Here is a 20,268-nt window from a genome sequence, read left to right as displayed (position 1 = left end):
AGCCCCCGACAGTCCGTGCCCGCCAACCGTAAGGAGACAACAATGGCCTACGAAAGCCCACTCACAACCCTGAACGACGGGAAGACGATCCCGCAGCTCGGCTTCGGCGTGTTCAAGGTTCCGAACGATGAAACCGCCGCCGCCGTCAAGGCCGCGATCGAGACCGGCTACCGCCACATCGATACCGCTGCCGTCTACGGCAACGAGAAGGGCGTTCGCGAGGGCATCGATGCCGCGGGCGTTGACCCGAAGGACCTTTTCATCACGACGAAGCTGTGGAACGCGAACCAGGGCTACGACGAGACAATGCGTGCCTTCGACGAGTCGATGGGTAAGCTCGGCCTCGACGTGCTCGATCTTTACCTCATCCATTGGGCGTGCCCGAGCTTCGGCCTCTACAACGACACGTGGAAGGCCTTCATCGAACTTCAGAAGCAAGGCCGCATCACCTCGATCGGTGTCTCGAACTTCCCCGCGGAAAACCTCGAGGATCTCATTGAGACGAGCGGCGTGACGCCCGTCCTCAACCAGATCGAGCTTCACCCCTACTTCAACCAGGCCGAGCTGCGTGTCACCAACACCAAGTACGGCGTAGCAACCGAGGCGTGGGGGCCGCTTGGCCAGGGCGGTGACGTCCTGAGCGATCCCGCGCTCGAGGCCATCGCGAAGGCTCATGACGCGAGCATCGCCCAGGTCATCCTCGCGTGGCACCGCCAGCTCGGCACCATTGCGATCCCGAAGTCGGTCACGCCTTCGCGCATCGCCGAGAACTGGGAGTCGCTCGGCCTCACGCTCAGCGGCGAGGAGATCGAGAAGATCAACGCCCTCTCGCGCGCCGACGGCCGCGGCGGCCCGGACCCGGCTACGGCGGATTTTAAGTAAACCGTCGGCGGCGAAGTTTCGTTCCGCCAAGCGGAAGGTAACAAGTTCACGAACACTGTGCGGAACCTGCCCGCGCCCTCTTCCCCGGGGGCGCGGGCCTTCCTATTTTGGAGGCATGAGTGACGCACGCACCCTTTCACGCACCGACTACACGTTCCGCGCACGCGGTCATTTCGCGCTTTCGCAAGACGAGGCGTGGGACCGCATGACCCAGCAGTGGCTGCCCGCGTGGCTCGGCCTTCAGTCGATCCCCCTCATGGTGGGCGGCCCCCTCGTCAAGAACCCCGGTAAGAACCGCCAGATCATCGGCAAGGTGCTCGGCTCGGCACTCGGGCACCGCATCCGCGTCGAGTACGACAGCCCGCTCGTGAGCGCTCGCATCATCGTGCAAGCGACCCTCATGGAGGATGAGGGCGCGACCGTTCTCGAACTCGATGTGGAGCACGCTCCATCGCACGACGCACTCGAGACTCTCCGCGAGGCGTGGAGCGAGCGCGTCGCGGCTGCCGAAGCCGAAGTTGCGCGCGAACACGAGGCGCATCGAGCACTCTAAGCGCTCGCGAACCGCATACGCGAAAGCCCCGCCCGATTGGGCGGGGCATCCGTGCTGTTCACGCGTGAATGACATCCATGTAGTTCTCCCCAACCGTGGATAACGTTGTGGATAACTCTGTTGAGGCGGGGCTATACGAGAGTGAAACCCAGCCCGACCGAAGCGGCGTTAGACGAGGTAGCCCGCCTGTGCCGCGAGCCACCACTTGACCGCACACGCGGCGATCAGCAACACGACGAGTCCCGCGATCACGCCGCCGTGAATGAGCGCCGATTTTTTCGCGATAGCAACGCGATCCGCGCCAGGTTCGGCGGTGGGTCGGGTTGCGAAGAAAAGGCCGACGGCTGCTGCCCCCACAACGAGGCCTCCAAGGTGGCCCTGCCACGAGATACCCGGGTAGAGGAAACCGATCACGAAGTTGAGCACGATAAGGATAAGAACCTGCGTGCTCTCCGCACCGAGGCGGCGTTGGAGGATCAGGAGCGCACCAAACAGGCCGAAAAGACCGCCCGAAGCGCCTACCGTGCCCGTGAACCACGAATCCGTGCCGATGCTTGACAGAAGCAGCACGGCGGTGTGCCCGCCGAACACGCTCACGAGGAACACCGCGAGATAGCGCCAGTGCCCGAGCGCACGCTCAAGGAATTGACCCACGGCCCACAGGGCATACAGGTTGAGACCCACGTGCGCGATTCCTCCGTGGAGGAAGCCGCTCGTGAGGAAAGTCCACGGCATCGCGAGCGAGCGGAACGGCGCGAACATGAACCACTGCGAGAGCGTGCGGTCAAGCCCGATGAACTGGAGCGCGAAGATCACGGCGCACAGCCCCATGATCGTGTACGTCACGACGGGGAGAGTGCGCACGGGCTCGGCTCCCACAACGGTTCGCGGGGCACTCTGACGCTGACTGTGTTCGGCCTCGCTCACACAGTCGACGCACTGGACGCCGACGGCGGCCCGGCGCTGACATTCGACACACGCGGGGCGATCGCAGCGCTGGCAGCGGATAAGAGAGGGCCGATCCGGGTGGCGCGGGCACACGGAGTCCGTACTACTCGTGTAGTTCGGCTCGCCCGCGCCCGGCTGCGGATCGGCTCCTTTTCCGTAGCTCTGGGACATCGACGAAGTGAACCTTCGGGTCAGTCCTCGATGGTCACCGAGTTGATGACGACGTCTTCGAGCGGGCGATCACGCATGTCGGTATCGACCTTGGCGATCTCGTCGACGACCTTCTTCGAGGCATCGTCGGCAACCTCACCAAACACGGTGTGCTTGCCGTGCAGGTACTGGGTCGGGGCAACGGTGATGAAGAACTGCGAGCCGTTGGTGCCCGAGGGGCGGCCCGTGATGGCGTTCATGCGCTTACCGGCATTGGCCATCGCGAGAACGTAGGGCTCGTTGAAGTTCTTTTCGGAGATCTCATCGTCGAAGTTGTAGCCGGGGCCGCCCGTGCCGGTGCCGGTCGGGTCGCCGCCCTGGATCATGAAGCCATCGATGATGCGGTGGAAGATCACGCCGTCGTAGTAGGGGCGCTTTTCCTTGTCGCCCGTGACCGGGTTCGTGAATTCGCGCTCGCCCTTCGCGAGCTCAACGAAGTTCGCGACGGTCTTGGGGGCGTGGTGAGCGAACAGTTCGAGGCGGATATCGCCGTGATTCGTGTGAAGCGTTGCAAACATGCCTCGATCCTCCCATACCCTCGCTGAAAACCGCTGAACGGCGCACAGCCATTCTGCATAGAAACTGTGATCTGCCGATGCACCGCTAGTAGGCTTGAGTCATCGCGGCGTGGCCACCACCCGCACTTCCAGACCGCCGCCGGGTTAGTCCGGCGCACGAACGAAAGGGTCAGCGATGGCTTTCACCAATTCCAAGCGCGAGGCCAAGAAGGCCGCGAAGAAGCACGCAAAGCACGCGAAGAAGCAGGCCGAAAAGCAGGCGAAGCGCGCGCAGAGCACGTGGTACAAGGCACTCAACAACGCCGGGCCGCTCTTCAACGAGGCGTCGAAGGAGGCGCGTAAGCGCGCCGAAAAGTTCTACGGCGACTACGCCCCCGAGGTTGAAAAGCGCGTACGCAAAGGCCTCGATGTCGGCCAGGCACGCGTGAGCGGGCTTTCGAGCCGCCTTTCCGATGAATTCGATCGCAACGTCGGCCCGCGCGCTCGCAAGTTCCGCAGCGATTTCGAGGCTGACTACCTCCCCCGCGCACGCCGCACCGCGGACGCCGCGAACACGACCCTCAGCGCGGCCGTCGCCGCCGCCGTGGATGCCGCTCGCGCCGAATGGGAGAAGGGCGCGCCCGAGATCCGCACCGCCGCCACCACGAGCCCCGCTGCCGACAAGAAGAAGTCGAAGGTCGGCACCGTCCTCGTCGTCCTCGGCATTGCCGCGGTTGCCGGCACCGCCGGCTACCTCGCATGGCAGAAGACCCGCCCCGTCGAGGATCCGTGGGCCCCGCCCGCGGACTTCGCCCGCTCGCACTACCCCGCCGCTGGCGTGAGCGAAGAGGATTCGACCGTAGTGTCAGATTCGGTGGCCGCAGCCGAGGCCGGCGACGTCTCCGAGTCCCTCGCCGACGGCGAAAAGGAAAACACTCACAAGGGTGAGTGACACTCCGCCGCACAGCAGCACGAGCCCCGTTCCCCACGCCCGCCGTGGGAGCGGGGCTCTCTCGCACACCCTCGCGCCTCTCGCGCCGGCGGATCTTCCGCAACTGTGGCTCCTCCACTCGGATCCGCGCACGTTCACGCTCGACACGATCGGGCCGCTCGAAACCGTCGACCAGATGCAGCGCGTCCTGGGCATGTGGCTCGACTCGCATGAGCGCGACGGCTTCGGTTACTGCGCCATCCGCGAGGCAGGATCGGGCGAGTTCCTCGGTGTCGCGGGGCTTTCCGCGATGCCGCTCGGGAAGCGCTGGGTCGCCAACACCTACGTGCGTTTAGCGCCGAGGGCCTGGGGAACCGGGGTCGCCACGGCCGCGCTCACGACGTGTCTTCGCGAGGTCGCCGCGCTCGACACCGCGCCGCGCGAGGCCGCGTTTATTACCGCGGAGCACAACCTTCCCGCGCGCCGCCTCGCCGAGCGCCTCGGCTTCATCCTCTCTTACGAAAGCGACCCGACCGAATCTGGCGCCCACGTCGTCTACCTCCTCGATCTCCATGACCACACCTGATCCCCGCTCGCCCTTCGGTTTCGCGGGCCGCTACGCACCCTCGCCGAGCGGCGATCTGCACCTCGGCAACCTTCGTACGGCGATCCTCGCGTGGGTTTTTGCGCGCCGCACCGGCCGTCATTTCCTCATGCGCATGGAGGATCTCAACCGTGTGAAGGAAGGCAGCGCCGAGAGGCAGCTCGAGGACATGGAGGCGCTTGGCCTCGACTGGGACGGCCCTGTTGCCTGGCAGTCGAAGCGACTTGACCTGTATCAGCGGGTCGTGGCTGCCCTCGATGAACGCGGGCTCGTCTACGAGTGCTATTGCACCCGCCGCGAGATTCACGAGGCGCCGTCGGCCCCTCACGCCCCGCCTGGGGCGTACCCCGGAACATGCCGGGACCTCACCGAAGTCGAGCGGGAGGCCGGTCGCACGAAGATGCGCGCGCTGAATCGCGAGCCGTCGCTGCGACTGCGCGCGGATACGCACTCCTACGAGGTCACCGACCTGTACGCCGGGCACACCCTGGGCGACGTCGACGACTTCGTGCTCGTGCGCGGCGATGGGATGTTCGCCTACAACCTCGTGGCGGTGGTCGACGATATTGAGACGGGCGTCGATCAGGTCGTGCGCGGGGATGATCTCCTCAGCTCGAGTCCGCGCCAGGCCTACCTCACCGACCTACTCGCGCACGCCGCGCCCTGGCTTTTCCCGCACCCTGATCGCCTCGGCGCGGGCCCGACGGTCGCCGGGACAGCCTCGCCACCGCCTCCGTCAGCGCGCCTCTCCTACATTCACGTCCCGCTCGCCCTCAATACAGATGGGGCGAGGATCGCCAAGCGAGACGGGGCCGTGACGCTCAGGGATCGCCTCGCCAAAGGCGAAAGCCCCGAGGCCGTCGCCGAAACCATCGGAGACTCCCTGGGGCTTCCGGGGTGCCGAAGCGCCCGCGACATCCTCGAGGCCTTCGACCCTGGCGCCTTGCCGCGAGCGCCATGGATCTACACGCCCGGCGAGTGACCCGGCGCCTAAATCACGCTCACGCCGAGCAGCGTACCGATGCCGTAGGAGACGGCCATCGCTGCCGTGCCGCCGAGAATCGTGCGGATCGTCGCCCGGCCCGCTTTCGCCTGGCCGAGGCGCGCCGAAATAGAGCCGGTGAGGGCGAGCGCGATGACAACCGCGAGAACGACAGCGGGGACTTTGAAGGCAACGGGCGTGACGAGCACGGCGATCAACGGGAGGAGGCCGCCGAGCGTGAATGCGATGAGTGAGGCAAAGGCGGCGCCGAGCGGCGATGCGATCGACTCTTCTTCAATGCCGTAGCGCACGCGGGCATGAGCGTCGAGCGCGTCGTGCGCGCTCATGCGTTCGGCGGCTTCGCGCGCAAGGTCTTCGGGGATCCCGGTCTCCTCGAGAGAGGCCGCGAGGGCTGCGAGTTCACGTTCCGGATCCGCGGCGAGACGCTGCCGCTCACGCTCGAGGAGCGAACGTTCGGTGTCTCGCTGCGTCGAAACGGACACGTACTCGCCCATCGCCATCGAGAGCGCGCCGGCACTGAGCGCGGCGGCACCCGCGATCGCGAGAGCGCCGAAGGTCGGGGTTGCGGCGGCGACGCCAACGACCATGCCGGCGACGGACACGATGCCATCGTTTGCGCCGAGCACACCGGCACGCAGGCGGTTGAGGTTCGCCGATGACGCGGCGCGGTCGTGGGTGTCCTCGGAGGAGGTTTCTGAGGCGGTGCTAGAGCTACTCATAGCTCTCACGCTACGTCGCTAAAAACCTTGCCCGCTAGACCGGGAAGCCTACCCTTAGCGTCCTTCGCCACCCTCGACAGCGGCCGCCGGTTTATCGTCGTTCGTCTTCGGCGCCCACAGAAGCGAGGCGATAATCGCGATGATCATCGAACCGGCAATGACGGCGAGCGACAGCCAGATCGGGATCTCGGGGATCGAGTGCACGAAGTGTCCGAATCCGGAATTCTCGGGCCACAGCGGCGCCTCGTGGGCTGCGTGAATGACGAGCTTGAGGCCGATGAAGGCGAGGATCGCCGCGAGACCGTAGTGGAGGTACACGAGGCGATCCACGAGCCCGCCGAGCAGGAAGTACAGCTGGCGAAGGCCCATGAGCGCGAACAGGTTCGTCGTGAACACGATGAACGGGTTCTGCGAAATGCCGAGGATCGCGGGGATCGAGTCGAACGCGAACATCACGTCGGTCAGGCCGATCGTGAGGAACACGAGCAGCATCGGCGTGAAGACCTTCTTGCCGTTCACCACCGTGCGGAGCTTGTTTCCGTCGTACTCATCGTGAACGCGGATGGCCTTCTTGAGCTTCTTCATGACGAAGCCGTCCTCGGCCTCCTCCTCTTCCTCGCCCTGGACCTGCTTATAGGCCGTGTAGAACAGGAAGATCGCAAAGATGTAAAACACCCACGCGAAGGAATTGATCACGGCGATGCCGAGCAAAATCAAGATCGCACGCGCAATGAGCGCGATGATGATGCCCACCATGAGCACCTCTTGCTGGTATTTCCTCGGCACAGCAAACTTCGACATGATCACAATGAACACGAAGAGGTTGTCGATACTGAGCGAGTATTCGGTGAGCCAGCCCACGATGAATTGTCCCGCGACCTGGTGGTCGGCGAGGAAGTAGAGCGTGACGGCGAAGATGAGCGCGAGCGCCACGTAGAACACGACCCAGCCGATGCACTCCTTGAAGGACGGCACGTGGGGGCGCTTGAGAACGAGGAGAAGGTCGATAACGAGGATCGCAACGAGGACGATCAGCGAAATGACCTCGAACTGCAGGGAAATCTCACCCATCGGGGTCCCTTCGGGCTGGGGGCGGTGGAAATGACGAGGGCGCCTCACATCATGGGGCGCCCGTCTTCGGATTGTGTCTAGTCTACGTGTTCACCTTGGACGAGAGTCGAGCGAAGAGGTCAGGAATCACCTGCGCAATGTCGCTTGCGAGAATCGGCGCGTGGCCCTCACCCGCTGCGAGGGCCGCGGCGTGAGCGTGCAGGGTCACAGCGGCTTCGCACACCGCAAGGAGCGTCCGACGGTCGCCGCGCTCAAGCCCTTGCGCGATCTGTGCGTGGTTGAGCGCCAGCAACGCCCCGGTGATGCCCGCGAGCGCATCGCCCGTTCCCGCGGTCGCGAGGCGCGTCGTGGGCGATGTGACCGCGAGAGTGTCGGTCCCCGGCGCGGCAATCCACGTCGTGTGCCCCTTGAGGATCACCGTCGCACCAGTGCGCTCGGTGAGGGTCTCGGTGGCCTCGCGAGGCGAGGCTTCGATGCGGCCACGGTCCCAGCCGTCGAGCAGAGCCGCGGCCTCCCCCGCGTGAGGGGTGAGAACGAGGCGGGCGGAGAAATCGTCGGAATTCGCACGCGCCAGGGCGGGACTCAGCGCGCCCGCATCCGCGACCAGATGGGCACCCGGCGAGGTTTCCGTCATGCACGCGCGCACGGCCTCAAGACGGCCCGGCCCTTCCCATCCGGAGCCAGCCACGAATACCTGTGCACGGCCGACGGCGGGGACGACCTCGGGTGTACGCGCTATCACCATGCGCGCGACGGCTTCGGGCCCGAGGTAGCGCACCATGCCCACGCCGCAGCGGGCCGCCGCTTCACAGCCGATGAGCGCCGCACCCGGGTAGTGCTCGCTGCCCGTCGCCATGCACACAACGCCGCGCGTGTACTTGTGGTCGCGTTCGGTAGGCGCGGGCCAGTAGCGGGCGAGGTTGTCGAGACCGGTCACGAGAAGAGCTCCTTGACGTCGTCTGCGGTGATCTGTGCGCTGAACGCCTCGCCGCCGTCGGTGAGCGAATCGAACAGCGCGCGTTTCTTCTCCTGGAGCGCGAGGACCTTGTCCTCGATCGTATCTGCCGCAACGAGACGGTAGACCATGACGCGCTCCGTTTGGCCGATGCGGTGCGTGCGGTCAATCGCCTGGTTTTCGGCGGCGGGATTCCACCACGGATCGAGGAGAAACACGTAATCGGCCTCGGTGAGCGTCAGGCCGAAACCGCCGGCCTTGAGGGAGATGAGGAATACGGGATCGTTGCCCTCGCGGAAGTCTCGGATGACGTCGGCTCGATCGCGGGTCGAACCGTCGAGGTACTGGTAGGCGATCTGGCGTTCCCGAAGCTGCTCCGCGACGCGCGCGAGGAAGCTCGTGAACTGCGAGAATACGAGAACCCTGTGGCCCTCGGCGACGACCTCGTCGAGGCGCTCGAAAAGAACCGCGAGCTTCGTCGACGGCGCGTTCTTATCGCCGCCATCGTCCACGAGCGCGGGATCGAGCGCGAGCATCCGCAAGAGCGTGAGTGAGCGAAACACGATGAAGCGGTTCTTGTCCATGTCGTCGATGAGGCCGAGGACCTTCTTGCGTTCGCGTTGAAGCACCGAATCGTAGATCCTGCGGTGCGCCCCCTCGAGCTCGACCTTGACGACCTGCTCCTGCTTCTGAGGAAGGTCCTTCGCCACGAGTTCCTTCGTGCGCCGCAGCATGAACGGGCGGAGCCGGCGGCGAAGCACGGGCATCTTCTCCGGATGCTCGCCCGATTCGATCGGCTGCGTGAAGTGGGTGCGGAACTGCACGTGAGGGCCAAGAACACCCGGCGCGACGATCGACATGATCGCCCACAGGTCCCCGAGGGAGTTCTCCATGGGCGTGCCGGTGATCGCGAGGCGAAACGGCGCCTTGATCCTCTTGACCGCTTGATGGATGCGCGAGGCGCGGTTCTTCACGAATTGGGCCTCGTCGAGGATGAGGCCCGCAAACTGTTCGCGTGCGAAATCCTCCGAATCGATGCGGGCAATCGTGTAACTCGTGACGACAATATCGGCGCCCTCGATTTCGCGCCGCAGCTCCGTTTTTCGGGCGCGCCTCGTGCGATCCACGAGCGCAACCTTCAGGTTGGGCGTGAAGCGCTCGGCCTCCGCCTGCCACACACCGAGCACGCTGCTCGGCGCCAGGACGAGGAAGGGGCGATGGGTGCCGGAAGACGTCGGACCTGAACTTGCCTGGGCGGAGGTCTCCCCCGCGTGCACCATCACCGAGCCGTTCCCCTCCCCCGCGCTCGCCGTCTCTCGCGCGTGCTGGATAAGCGTGAGCGCCTGGAGGGTTTTGCCAAGCCCCATGTCATCGGCAAGAATCCCGCCGAGCCCGAGCGAATACAGCAGCGCAAGGAACTCGAAGCCCTCACGCTGGTAGGAGCGCAGCTTCGCGTGCAGCCCGGCTGGAATGGGCGTATGGGGGATGGCCTCGAGGTTCTTCAGTTTTCCGACGGTTTCTTCCCAACCGTCAGCAGCCTCGGTCGCATCCGCCGCGTCGGCGAGATCCTCCCAGAACCCCACCTGATACTTCGAGATCTGCTGGCGTTCGGGGTTCCATTCCGCGAGAGCCTCCCCCTCGGCGATGAGGGCGCGCAGGGCATCGAATGCCGGATGCTCAAGCGAAAAGTAGGTGCGATCCTCGAGCAGAAGCGTCGACTGCCCCTTCGCGAGCGCCACAAAAAGGGAGGGGAACGGGATCGTTCTGCCCTCGAGCGTGACCTCGAAACCAAGGTCGAACCAATCATTCTTCGAAGGATTCTCGGTCTGCCTCACGCGCACGGAAGGATCGCCATCGAGTTCACGATAGGTGTGGCGCGTGCCTGAAACGGTGACGTCGATGCCGTCCATCGCCTCGAGCTCAGGCAGAACACGCGTCGTGAAGTGGGCGGTGTCCACGTCGCTCAGCTTCTCGGTGCCTTCGGGGGCGCGGTCATCGGGGCGCGCGCCGCCAACCGTTGGCCACAGGTCACGCACCTCGGCAAGAAGCTCATCCTCGTAGTCGTGCTCGCGGCCAGCACCACCCTGCTGGTACACGCCGAAACGACTCCGAGTTGAGGGGTAGAACCACGACCACGCGAGTGCAACCGTGTTCGCACCGCTGTAGGCGACCTCGAGCTGCAGCCGCGGCTTTTTCGGCGCGGGCATCGTGACGCTTCCGTCGCCGCTTGCGACGCTCGTGACGCGGTTCAGGCGAGGAAGCGCGCTATCAAAGAACGCCTCGCGGTCGCTCTTTGGCACGTCGATGCGAGTGCGTGCCTCGAGGAGCTTCTGCACGGGCATCGGCACAGGCGCGGAGGTTGCCGCGAATTCAATATCGAACGTGTCGCGGGCGCCCTGGCGGATGTCGATGACGCCGTTCGAACCGAGCATGCGCGCCTCGGGCCTCGGTTCGCCGTCAATATGGGCGAGGGCCCGCACCGTGAGATCGTCGGCGCCGGTCAGGTCGAGGCCGACGTCGGCCCCCTCACCAAGCCGGACCTCGCCAACGTTCTCCAATCCCACAAACGCCACCCCCGCCTCGCGAGCGCGCGCGAGAGCCTCCCACAGGATCGGCGAGCGAAACTGGTTGATCCACAGCTGCTCGACCGCGGCCGTGTGGCTGCGATCCGCCTCCGACAGCGCAAAGATCCTGGTCAAGGCGTCAGCATGCGCGGGGTCGAAGCCTCGACCGTTCATGCGGTACTCGAACGTCCGCCACGACAGCCCCGACTTGATCCAGTTGTTGCGCTTACCGCGGCGCAGCGGGCGGATCGACAGATACACGCTCTTACCCGCCTCGAGGTGCGCCATCGTGAACGGCTCATACCCCCACGAGAACCTGGTCTTGTGGAGCTGCTCGGCCTTGAGGTCAAAACCGAGCGCGAGAGGGGTCGTGTCCTCCGTTTCCTCCTCGCTCGCCCGCAAGAGCGGTGCGAGGGTCTCGAGCCACGACGCTGCCTTCTCCTCGGGTTCCGCCTCGCGGGCCTCCGCCCACTCCTCTGCCTGCTGGCCCGACCACAGGGCAAGCGCCGCGCCGTGCTTGCAGTTCATGACCACGGGACACGAACACGTCGACTGCACGGGAATCCACAGGGGAAGCGCCCCCTCGGTCTCGCTTTCGTCATCGTCGACATGGTGGAGCGACACCCGCACCCGGTAGGACTCCGCGCCGCGCCCGTGCACGACGCCGATGAGCTCGCCCTTCGACCCGGTCGAGGTCGTCACCCAGTTGGGAAGGCGAACATGGTCGTCATTCGCGTAATCGGCCGCGCGCTCCACGACGACGCGTCCAAACACCGGTTCGATGAGGGCCTTCGGCACGCAAGGAAACGGCGGCTGAGGGGTGTGCGCGGAAGAAGCCATAACTTCCAGGGTACAGGCCAGGAAAAGGCGCCGTCGGACCACCAAGAGCCCTCCGCTCCCTAGCCGAGGGGCGGGCCTGCCCCCGGCCTGCTGCCCGAGGGATGGGCCGGCCCCGGGCCCTTCCGGCCCTCACCGCCTACTCACCTTGCCCCCGCCCCGACCCCTCCCCGGCCCTCTCGCCCACTCCCCCTCCCCGACTCCTTCCTTCCTGACCTAGAAAACTAACCCCTACGTTTGTGGCGCAATTCGGGTGGGTTCCGCCGCAAACGTTGGGTTTAGATTCGCGCGACCTCGAGGAGCCTCCAGGCGCGACCGTTTAGCCTTGAGCCATGGTGAACCAGGGCACATTCAAGAACGAATTCGAAGAGTGGGCACCCGCCTGTGTGCAACTCGCTTACACCTACGCCGACGGCCACGAGACACTCGACCGACTCTGGGTGATCGCACACCTCGGTACAACCGTGACGCCGTACGCCGTTTACGAAGTCAACGGCCGGATTTGCGAACCTTACAGCCTCGACGAGGCGATTCCTGAACTCGACTGCTCCCCCGAGGCGCAGGGGGAACTTCTCCATCCCCTCCTCGAGAACTCGGTCGAACTGCGAGACGCAGTCGTCGAGGCGAACGAGCCGCTGCCCACTCGCATCGTGCTGCGCTACGAAGTCAAGCAGGAGGAACTGACAGCGAGCATTACCTACGACTCGCTCGAACCCGGAGTTCCCGAAGAGAAGCAGGTGAGCAATACCGAACTCATCGAGCGGTGGATTGAGCGACTACGCGAGACCGGCGATGACTCTGCATCCGCGCTCCCTGAGGAACCCGGCGACGAACAGGACGCTCACGCCGCCCCTATCGAGTTCGAGCCGACGGACCCCACCGACTTCGAGACGCCTTTCGACCAGTGGTCGGCATACTGCTTGCAGGTCGCCTATAGCTTCGCCGACTGCCACGAGTCACTTCAGCGCGTATGGGTCGTTGCCCACCTCGGCGGAGCCGTCTCGGTGAACGCCGTATACGAGATCGACGGCGCCATCGTCCGGTCGCACGAACTCGGCAAAGCAATCCCCGAGCTCGAAAGCCCGATCGAGGAGCAGGTCGAGTATCTCCTCGAACCGCTCACCGAAAATACGGCCGATTTCCAGGACGAACTAGAGGCCGCGGGCGAGCCAGTTCCTACCCGTATCGTGCTGCGCTTCAACGTCGCCGATGACGACGTGAATGAGGACCTCACCTATGAACCCCTCGAACCCGGCGTTGCCGAGGAAGACCAAAGCCCCGCGAGCGTGCTCCACGAACGCTGGGTCGAGCGCTTGCGCGACACGGGCAACGACGCAGCTGGTGCCCTATGAAACTAAACCCCACGTTTGCGGCGGTAAGAGACGAGATACCGCCACAATTGTTGGGGACAGATCCCCCTGGTTTCGCTAGGGACGCCGTCAGCCCTTGCGGACAACGTTGCGCGCGCCGCCGATTGGCTCCTCGATCACGCCGACGCCGACGGCGACCTGTTCCTCGAATACATCGACGAATCAGGCCACGGCCTTGCGAACCAGGGCTGGAAGGACTCGGGTGGCTCCGTGCGATTCGCGGACGGCACGATCGTCGAAGGACCGATCGCCCTCACTGAAGTACAGGGGTACGCCTATGAAGCTAGGCTCGTAGCCGCGTGACTCCTCGAGGAGCGCGAAGAACGCCTGGTCATCGACCGTCTCATGGACTCGACGATGTTCACGGGCTTTGGCATCCGCACCCTCTCGAGCGACAACAGCGCGTACTTCCCGACCCGCTACCACGGTGGCAGCGTGTGGAGTCACGACACGGCGTTCGTCATGCGCCAAGCCATGCGTGCGGGATTCACAAGCGAGGCACGGCAGATCGCCCGGTCGCTCGTGCGGGCGGCGCAGGGCTTCGACTGGCGTCTGCCCGAACTGTTTGCGGGGGATCCGACGGTTGCCGTGCAGCAGCCGCTGCCCTATCCCGCATCGTGTCGTCCGCAGGCGTGGGCTGCGGCGAGCGCCGTTCCGATCGCCGAAGTGCTCGGGCTGCTCCCCGCACGAGACTAGGGCTTGACCTCGACTTTCACGACGTACCCGCTGAGTGGGAGATGCACGAGGGCATAATCGGGGCGGCGCCCCGTACGCTCCTCGAGGGCGTTCAGGTAGGTCGCGAGCTGGCCCACGTATTCGCGGCGAATGAAATCGAGGACGTCGGCTGGTTCGGTCCGCGAATTCGTTTTGTGATCCACGACGATGCTGTGACCGTTTTCGAGGGTCAGGAGCGAGTCGATCCAGCCTTCCATGGCTTGACCGTCGGCATTCCACCACGCCACCGGAACCTCGGTGCCGGCGGTGTGCCCGGGAAATTCGCGCGTGATCCAGGCGTGCCATCGCTCGCCGACCTCGACGATGACCTCGGGCGTGACCTTCGCTTTGAGCAGAGGGTTTGTGCCGAGCCATCGATCGGTGATCCTCCGGGCAAGGGTGAGCTGGCGCTCGCGCGGTAGCTGCGAGTACGGGGTCGCAAGGTAGGCGTGGACGGCTTCGCCTACGAGTTCTCGGTGCGTTCCGCCCTCCCCGACGAGAGGGGCGCCGAGCTTCGCGTGGATCGTGACTCGCGCGTCGATGCCGGTGGACTCAACGGCGCTCGCGGCAAAACGCGCGGGAAGGCCGCCCTCGTGCTCGATGAAACTGGACGGCGCCCCCGTGGGAGCCGCCGTGGGTTCCGCCGCGAGTGGGCTTCGCTCCCGGCGGTACGGTTCGAGAGGCGAATCGGGGTCATCGGCGTCGCCTGGGGTCTCGTGGTGGAGAACCGTCACGGGGATCGTTGAGACGCGAGGACCGCACTCACACTCGTTCGCTTGGGCGTCGTCGTCAGCATCAGCGGCGCAGTGAGGCTCGCTCTGGCCCGGCAGGCCGGCCGGGACGCGCGCGCCGGTCACGGTGAGGGCTGCGCAGCCGTCGGATTTCTCCGTGAGCTCGAGCGTGTACGTGGCCTTCTGATCCCGAGCCTCCTTGCGTTCTTTCACGGCCTTTGTGGATTCGTCCCGCTCGGGGGTCCACGTGGCTGCTTCGGCGATTTCCGCCTCGAGAACCTCGGGCGAAAACTGCGCGTACAGCGTCTCGGTAAGGTCTTTGTGACCTGCGAGAACGAGCTGATATTTCGCTCGCGTGAGCGCAACGTAGTGGATGCGGGCCTCCTCCGCGCGGTTGGCGAGACGCGCGCGCGTCACATCGCTATCGTGTGCGAGCGCCTTTGCCATGGGCGCGAAAGAGTCGTTGATGATCGGGTTGAAGCGCAGCGCTCGACCGGTGAGGGGGTGTTCGGGATCGAATTCCGACGCTGGCCTCGGCCGCACGGTCACCGCGTCTCGAACGTTTTTCGCCTTCTCGGGAACGATCGTGACGACCACGGGCCACTGCAGGCCCTTTGCACCGTGGATGGTGCTGACGGTGACGGCGTTCGGGTCGTGCGCAAGCCTGTGCTCCTTGCCGTGCTCCGCAAGGAAGGCCCCGAGGCCGGCTAGGCCCATGGCGCGGCCCCTGCCCGTGCACTCCTCCTCGTACTCGCGGGCAAGCGAATGAAGGGCATCGAGAACTGCGAGTCGCTCCTCGCTCGCACTCCACTGCTTGACGCGCCGCGGAAGCTCGAGCGCATCGATCAGGGCGAGGACAACTTCGCTCGGACTGAGTTGAGCAGCGCGCGCACGCAAAGCTTCGAGGCCCGCAAGTGCGGGATCTTCACGCCAGGTGCGCATGCGCCGCGCACGCTCGGCACGATTGGGGAGTGCGCCAAGCTCGTGGAACCAGCTTTCGTGCGACGCATGCTCCGGCACGAGGCTCACCAGCTCGGCGAGAGCGAGAGTGTCATTCGGGTCGAGGAGGGACGCGAGGCCGGCGCGCATCATGTGCGCCTCGCGTCCGGTCCATAGATCACGCTTCGCGCCAGTCGTGGGTATGCCGAGGGTTTCAAGCGCGTCCGTCACGGTGGCAAGTGCTCCTCCGTTTCTCGCGAGCACGGCAATATCACCGGGCGTCAGGGGTTTTCCTGCGATTGCGGCGCCCGAGGTGAGGAGCGCGTGGATGCCCGTCGCGATCGAGCTTCGCAATGCTGCGTCCTTCGCGCGGGGCAGGTTCTCGGGGCCTTTCCACAGCTCCACGCCGCCCTCATGCCGCGTGTTCTCGCGGGCACCGGGCACGTCAAGCGCGACAGTCGACGGCTTCATGTCTCGAAAGATTGCCGTGAACAGGGCGTTGGTGAGGGCGAGCGGCGGCTCAGAGCTTCGATAGGAATCGGTAAGCGCCTCGACGTTTCCGCCGGCGAACCCTCCGCGGCCCTCGCGCACGGCGTCGACGACGCCCGACATGAGCTCGGGGGCCGCGTCGCGAAAGCCATAGATTGACTGCTTTTGGTCACCCACCCACACGACGTCCTCGACAAGGTCGCCAAGACGCATGAAAAGCTCGAGCTGAATCGGGGATGTGTCCTGAAATTCGTCAACGGCGAGGAAGCGAAAACGGCTCTTGAGTGAGGACCGCACGCGCTCGTTGTGAGTGACAAGATCGAGCGCGAGGGTCTCTTGATCGGCGAAATCCATGACCCCCAGGGCTGCCTTGTGCTCGGCATACGCTTCGAGCGCGTGGGCCGCAGTCGAGAACGCGAGGAGAATCAGTTTCTCGACATCCGCGAGGAACGCTTCGTTACCGAGAACCCCCACGCCGTCGCTCGCGCCGAGGATCAGGTCGGCAAGCGGTGCGAAGACAGCCTGGGGTCGCGCACCGGGCTTTTTTCCTCCGTGGGCCGGGCGCACTTTCCTCACGTCGGCGAGTGCCATCCACTGCGTCCACGGCACGCTCTCGATGCCGCGGCTCATGCGACGGTAGAGCGACTCGAGCGTCACGATCGATCCCTCGATGTTTCCGAGTGTCGACGAGACCCGTTTCGCGGGCTCGCCGTCGCTCGGCCAATGCGTAAGCTCCTCGCCCTGGGCCTCGGCCGCACGCGCCGCGTCGCGATCCGCCGTGAGTTCTGCGAGGCAACTTTCGAAAACTCGCAGCCAGGCTCCGCGTTGATCGGGCCCACTCTCGTAGCCTGCCTCATTGATCATCGAGCGGAAAGCGGTGATCGATTCCTCGGCACTGCGCTCGAGGGCGGCGGGTGTGATGCCGTTCGTGCGCGCGAGCCTCGTCATGCTCGTGACGGCGCTCGCCCACGATTCATCACGCTCAAACGAGTTCGCGCCTTGATCTGGTGCCCCTTCGTATCCGAGTCGAGCAAGGAGCGCGTGCTCGCGCTCCTCGATCTCGGCGATGGTGTGGTTGATCGACGCCGTGAAGATGAGTTCGCTTTCCTCTTCGCTCAGCACTCGCAGCTCGGGGCTAAGCCCCATGTCAATCGCGTAGTCCTGAACGATGCTCCCCGCGATCGAGTTGACCGTGCCAATGAGTGCCGAGCCGATCTCGTTCGCCTGCTCCACGTGCCCGAGCTCGAGAAGGCGTACTTGGAGACGCTCGCGGAGCTCGGCCGCGGCCTTCACCGTGAAGGTCGTCGCGATGATTTCGCTCGTGCGCACGCCGCCCGCGAGCGCATCAGCCAGTCGCGTGGTGAGGGTGTAGGTTTTGCCGGATCCCGCCGACGCGGTGATGACGGTGAAGGTCATGAGTAGTCTCCCGTGAGTCCCGTGAGCAGGCAGTAGTCGCTGTAGGCGGCGTTAGCGTCGACGAATACGCGCCCCGCTTGCGCGCGTTCCTCGGCAAGTTCCGCCGCGGCTTTTTTGTGGGCGGTGTCGAGGGGCGAAAGACCGCTGGCAAGGGCGATGTCCCCCAGCGCACTCGTCACGCGGCCCTGGGCGATCGCGCTCAGTTCATCCTCGATCGTGGCGCGAAGCCGCTCGAAAAGGGCGAGGCTTCCGTCGGAAGTTTCGCCGCTTTCCCCTCGCCCGCCGAGGCCCCGGTCTAGGGTCACGAACTCCGCGTGCCGCAGCATGAAATATCCGGAGCGCGGCTCACGCATCTCACCTCTCTGTGCGCCGTATGCCCACGCGTAGGTCGCAAGCTGGAGCGCTGCGTGTGTGGCGACGTAGTTCGCGTATCGCGACGTGCTGTTCGTCCACTTGAAGTCGAGGAGAACGGGTCTTCCGTTCTCGTCGATTCCCGTGAAGTCGATCGAACCGAAGAGGGGCGCGGTGAACTGCTGGGCTGCGCCGGTGGCTTCCACCGTGAAGGTGAGGGGCACGCCTTCGAGTGCATGCTCGATCTGAAGCACGCTGATGCCCGCGCTGCGGAGCGTGCGAAACAGCATGCCGATGCTAGTTTTCGCCCGCCGTAGGACGTACGCGCGCAGAGCCTCGTTGCCGGGGAGGTCGAGATGACTCGCGTACCGGGGGATGAGGCGCGCCACGAGTTCCTCGACGGTGCTTTCGGGAACCTCGTAGCTTGGCGGCACGAGTTTGTCATTGACGAGAGTTTCGATAACGGCGTGGACGAGCGTGCCTATCGCGCGGTTGCCGCTCGGGACGCTCGCGGCGCTGCCCGGTTTGATGCCGAACGGGTAGCGGAGCACCCATTCAAGGGCGTCGCGGTGAAGTTTTTCGAGCTGCGTAAACGACAGGCGTTCTGGCATGAGGTGCATCCCGGGCGTCACGTCGCGCGCGAGGGTTGATGGCGGCATGAATCGAAGCTCGGGCACTGTTTCGAGCAACCCCGCCTCGAGCCGTCGCGCGGCCCATTGACGCGCATCGATCGTGAGCGCCCGATGCTGCGTGGGATCCGATTGCTTCGCGTCCAGAGCCTGGATGTCGGGGTGGGCCTCAAGCCATGCTCCCGCGAGTGGCGCGAGTGCAGGGTTGAGGCTCGCACGCTCGCCGTCCACGACATCGGCAACGACGGCGATGATCGTTGAGGCTCGACTCAAAGCACGCAGTTTCGTGCCCATCTCGAGCGCCTCGAGTGCCTCCGGTTCAATGACGCGGGCCCCGCCCTCTTCGAGCAGGTCAACTTCCGAACGATCCCACGTGGCACTGCGCCTTCCTTGGACTCCAGCGGCGCCCCACCACACCACCGTTCCTCCATCCACGTGCGCCTCACTCACCGCCGTTTCCCACGGGGTAACGGATGGCCGCGCGAGCACCGACCGTGCCGAAGGCGCGGAAGCCGAGACGAGGTCGCGCAGCTCGCGCTCACTGAGCGAGGGCCCTCCCACGAGGCCCACGAGATCGCGAAGGGTCGCGAGGTGCTGGCGAATGATTCTCTTCGCGGGCCCGGCCGCTCTCGGCATCGATTCCACTCGTGCCTCGAGAAACTCAAGGCGCCTGCCGAGAGCACCGACCGCCACGCGCTCCCCCGGAGTTTCGGCGGTGAACGCGCACAGCTCACGCACGATCGCGACATTCTGCGTGCCGACTTCGGGATCTGCAGCTATTTCCTCGAGCGCCCGCGAGAAGGCCGAATGCGGATCGCTCGCGTCGATCCCCGCTTCCTCCCCGAGGGCGCGAAGGAGCGCGCGGGTCACCTTCCACGGCAGCACGGGGGCCGACGCTTGCCTCTCTCCCGCAGATTCCCGCCCTTTCTCGCACGGAACCTCGACACTGAGGAACTCCACGAGCGCCTGCACGTTCACGGGAGCGCTACTCGCCTCGAGAAAGAGCGGCACGATCTGTGCGGCAAGCCGTGGCAATTCCGACGGCGCATGCGCGACGGGCGGGAGGCCGCGCCGCGTAAGCGAGAGGTCAAGCGGGAGTGTTCCCCTACTTGCAAGCACGGTCACGGCGCCTTCGCCCGCGCATGCGTCTTCGAGGATCTGCGCGGCAATTTCCCCGGCCGAGAGTTCCTGGGGCGCACGCACGATCGACAGTGAACCGGGCACGCGCGCATCGTCCGCGCAAACCGTCACCTCGACACCGCAGCGCGAAAGGAGCGTAAAAATCGCCGGCCACCGGCCGGGCAGACTGCGAGGATCCTCGGTGCACTCGATGGCCTCGATCCCCAGTGGCCACACTTCGCTCGAAGCCGCAAGCCCTTCGAGCTCGGCGTGAACACTCGCGAGATCATCGGCAAACCCCGGTGGCAGATTCGCACCGGGAACTCCTTCGACGCCCACGACAATGGCCTGTTCGAGAGCCGCGAGCGCCTGAAGCCGGGGCTGGCGTACTCCATCAATCCGGCGAGGCTCCGGCGCACACCACCCCAATTCGAGCGCCTCATCGCGTAGCCGAAGCAGCACGCGCGCCGTGTTCCACGGATCCAGCTCTCGCGAGCGCCGATACCACGAATGATCCACCTCGCCGAGAAGGCGGTGCATGCGCGCAACCCTCACCGCGTGCGACGTTTCCGGATGACGCAGCCCCAGGCGCGTAAGCAGCACCCCCACGAGCTCTCGCGGCCCCGCGACCATGTCCCACGTACGCTCCGCGCCGCCGCGCGACGCCCACGCAGCGCCATCCGCAAGCCAGCCAAATCGAATCCTCACGAGGGCCCCTCTCGACCGTTTCCCGTTA

14 protein-coding genes and 1 pseudogene are annotated in these 20,268 nt (G+C 65.4%); 7 read left to right on the top strand and 8 right to left on the bottom strand.

What is annotated here, in order from left to right; translation table 11 throughout:
* Positions 1 to 42 precede the first annotated feature (42 nt).
* Together HMPREF1484_RS03545 and HMPREF1484_RS03540 are read left to right on the top strand one after the other, a co-directional pair.
* Positions 43 to 882 (top strand): aldo/keto reductase, encoded by an 840-nt coding sequence (locus HMPREF1484_RS03545; protein ID WP_016663657.1) that lies wholly within the window; start codon positions 43 to 45, stop codon positions 880 to 882.
* Positions 883 to 997: 115 nt separating this feature from the next.
* Positions 998 to 1,435 carry a hypothetical protein gene (locus HMPREF1484_RS03540; protein ID WP_016663656.1) on the top strand — a complete coding sequence of 146 codons (438 nt, stop codon included), beginning with the start codon at positions 998 to 1,000 and terminating at the stop codon, positions 1,433 to 1,435.
* Positions 1,436 to 1,603: 168 nt separating this feature from the next.
* Here HMPREF1484_RS03540 and HMPREF1484_RS03535 read toward each other — a convergent pair whose 3' ends face one another.
* The gene (locus tag HMPREF1484_RS03535; protein WP_016663655.1) at positions 1,604 to 2,554 is read right to left on the bottom strand and encodes a rhomboid family intramembrane serine protease; all 951 of its coding nucleotides are present in this window, start codon (positions 2,552 to 2,554) and stop codon (positions 1,604 to 1,606) included.
* Positions 2,555 to 2,574: 20 nt separating this feature from the next.
* Positions 2,575 to 3,111 (bottom strand): peptidylprolyl isomerase, encoded by a 537-nt coding sequence (locus tag HMPREF1484_RS03530; RefSeq protein WP_016663654.1) that lies wholly within the window; start codon positions 3,109 to 3,111, stop codon positions 2,575 to 2,577.
* A gap of 175 nt (positions 3,112 to 3,286) precedes the next feature.
* Here HMPREF1484_RS03530 and HMPREF1484_RS03525 point away from each other — a divergent pair, with 175 nt between their 5' ends.
* From HMPREF1484_RS03525 to gluQRS, 3 genes are read left to right on the top strand one after another with little or no spacing between them, the layout of a single operon-like run.
* Positions 3,287 to 4,042 (top strand): hypothetical protein, encoded by a 756-nt coding sequence (locus HMPREF1484_RS03525; protein WP_016663653.1) that lies wholly within the window; start codon positions 3,287 to 3,289, stop codon positions 4,040 to 4,042.
* Positions 4,035 to 4,607: a GNAT family N-acetyltransferase gene (locus HMPREF1484_RS10845; protein ID WP_016663652.1), complete on the top strand. Its 573-nt coding sequence runs from the start codon at positions 4,035 to 4,037 to the stop codon at positions 4,605 to 4,607. Before HMPREF1484_RS03525 ends, HMPREF1484_RS10845 begins: the two co-directional genes overlap by 8 nt.
* Positions 4,594 to 5,607, top strand: a complete 1,014-nt coding sequence (gene gluQRS / locus HMPREF1484_RS03515; RefSeq protein WP_016663651.1) for a tRNA glutamyl-Q(34) synthetase GluQRS — start codon at positions 4,594 to 4,596, stop codon at positions 5,605 to 5,607. The genes HMPREF1484_RS10845 and gluQRS overlap by 14 nt, the downstream gene beginning before the upstream one ends.
* Positions 5,608 to 5,615: 8 nt before the next feature.
* On the opposite strand, the gene HMPREF1484_RS03510 is transcribed toward gluQRS, so the two are convergent.
* The 4 genes from HMPREF1484_RS03510 to HMPREF1484_RS03495 form a co-directional block, all read right to left on the bottom strand.
* Positions 5,616 to 6,347 carry a VIT family protein gene (locus tag HMPREF1484_RS03510; protein ID WP_016663650.1) on the bottom strand — a complete coding sequence of 244 codons (732 nt, stop codon included), beginning with the start codon at positions 6,345 to 6,347 and terminating at the stop codon, positions 5,616 to 5,618.
* Between the two features lie 54 nt (positions 6,348 to 6,401).
* Entirely contained in the window at positions 6,402 to 7,418 is a 1,017-nt protein-coding gene (locus HMPREF1484_RS03505) for a TerC/Alx family metal homeostasis membrane protein (RefSeq protein WP_016663649.1), read from the bottom strand.
* 82 nt (positions 7,419 to 7,500) lie between these two features.
* Positions 7,501 to 8,355 (bottom strand): ADP/ATP-dependent (S)-NAD(P)H-hydrate dehydratase, encoded by an 855-nt coding sequence (locus HMPREF1484_RS03500; RefSeq protein WP_016663648.1) that lies wholly within the window; start codon positions 8,353 to 8,355, stop codon positions 7,501 to 7,503.
* Positions 8,352 to 11,777: a DEAD/DEAH box helicase gene (locus HMPREF1484_RS03495; protein WP_147594885.1), complete on the bottom strand. Its 3,426-nt coding sequence runs from the start codon at positions 11,775 to 11,777 to the stop codon at positions 8,352 to 8,354. The genes HMPREF1484_RS03500 and HMPREF1484_RS03495 overlap by 4 nt, the downstream gene beginning before the upstream one ends.
* Positions 11,778 to 12,106: 329 nt before the next feature.
* Here HMPREF1484_RS03495 and HMPREF1484_RS03490 point away from each other — a divergent pair, with 329 nt between their 5' ends.
* Together HMPREF1484_RS03490 and HMPREF1484_RS03485 are read left to right on the top strand one after the other, a co-directional pair.
* Positions 12,107 to 13,126 (top strand): hypothetical protein, encoded by a 1,020-nt coding sequence (locus HMPREF1484_RS03490; RefSeq protein ID WP_040386424.1) that lies wholly within the window; start codon positions 12,107 to 12,109, stop codon positions 13,124 to 13,126.
* A gap of 342 nt (positions 13,127 to 13,468) precedes the next feature.
* Positions 13,469 to 13,840 (top strand): annotated as a pseudogene (locus HMPREF1484_RS03485) (amylo-alpha-1,6-glucosidase); the annotation flags it as partial.
* Here HMPREF1484_RS03485 and HMPREF1484_RS03480 read toward each other — a convergent pair.
* Together HMPREF1484_RS03480 and HMPREF1484_RS03475 are read right to left on the bottom strand one after the other, a co-directional pair.
* The gene (locus HMPREF1484_RS03480) at positions 13,837 to 17,433 is read right to left on the bottom strand and encodes a UvrD-helicase domain-containing protein (protein WP_016663644.1); all 3,597 of its coding nucleotides are present in this window, start codon (positions 17,431 to 17,433) and stop codon (positions 13,837 to 13,839) included. The pseudogene HMPREF1484_RS03485 and the gene HMPREF1484_RS03480 sit on opposite strands and share 4 nt — an antisense overlap.
* Positions 17,430 to 20,240, bottom strand: a complete 2,811-nt coding sequence (locus tag HMPREF1484_RS03475) for a PD-(D/E)XK nuclease family protein (protein ID WP_016663643.1) — start codon at positions 20,238 to 20,240, stop codon at positions 17,430 to 17,432. The genes HMPREF1484_RS03480 and HMPREF1484_RS03475 overlap by 4 nt, the downstream gene beginning before the upstream one ends.
* Between the last annotated feature and the right edge of the window lie 28 nt (positions 20,241 to 20,268).

It is taken from the genome of Dermabacter sp. HFH0086 (assembly GCF_000413375.1).
GTDB classification, from domain to species: domain Bacteria; phylum Actinomycetota; class Actinomycetes; order Actinomycetales; family Dermabacteraceae; genus Dermabacter; species Dermabacter hominis.
The sequence above is the reverse complement of the archived record's forward strand: the minus strand, read 5'-3'. Positions and strand labels throughout refer to the sequence as shown.

Excerpts from the sequence above, each read along its gene's own strand:
- HMPREF1484_RS03545 (WP_016663657.1), top strand. The coding sequence starts at position 43 with ATGGCCTACGAAAGCCCACTCACAACCCTGAACGACGGGAAGACGATC.
- HMPREF1484_RS03540 (WP_016663656.1), top strand. The coding sequence starts at position 998 with ATGAGTGACGCACGCACCCTTTCACGCACCGACTACACGTTCCGCGCA.
- HMPREF1484_RS03535 (WP_016663655.1), bottom strand. The coding sequence starts at position 2,554 with ATGTCCCAGAGCTACGGAAAAGGAGCCGATCCGCAGCCGGGCGCGGGC.
- HMPREF1484_RS03530 (WP_016663654.1), bottom strand. The coding sequence starts at position 3,111 with ATGTTTGCAACGCTTCACACGAATCACGGCGATATCCGCCTCGAACTG.
- HMPREF1484_RS03525 (WP_016663653.1), top strand. The coding sequence starts at position 3,287 with ATGGCTTTCACCAATTCCAAGCGCGAGGCCAAGAAGGCCGCGAAGAAG.
- gluQRS (WP_016663651.1), top strand. The coding sequence starts at position 4,594 with ATGACCACACCTGATCCCCGCTCGCCCTTCGGTTTCGCGGGCCGCTAC.
- HMPREF1484_RS03510 (WP_016663650.1), bottom strand. The coding sequence starts at position 6,347 with ATGAGTAGCTCTAGCACCGCCTCAGAAACCTCCTCCGAGGACACCCAC.
- HMPREF1484_RS03505 (WP_016663649.1), bottom strand. The coding sequence starts at position 7,418 with ATGGGTGAGATTTCCCTGCAGTTCGAGGTCATTTCGCTGATCGTCCTC.
- HMPREF1484_RS03495 (WP_147594885.1), bottom strand. The coding sequence starts at position 11,777 with ATGGCTTCTTCCGCGCACACCCCTCAGCCGCCGTTTCCTTGCGTGCCG.
- HMPREF1484_RS03490 (WP_040386424.1), top strand. The coding sequence starts at position 12,107 with ATGGTGAACCAGGGCACATTCAAGAACGAATTCGAAGAGTGGGCACCC.
- HMPREF1484_RS03480 (WP_016663644.1), bottom strand. The coding sequence starts at position 17,433 with ATGACCTTCACCGTCATCACCGCGTCGGCGGGATCCGGCAAAACCTAC.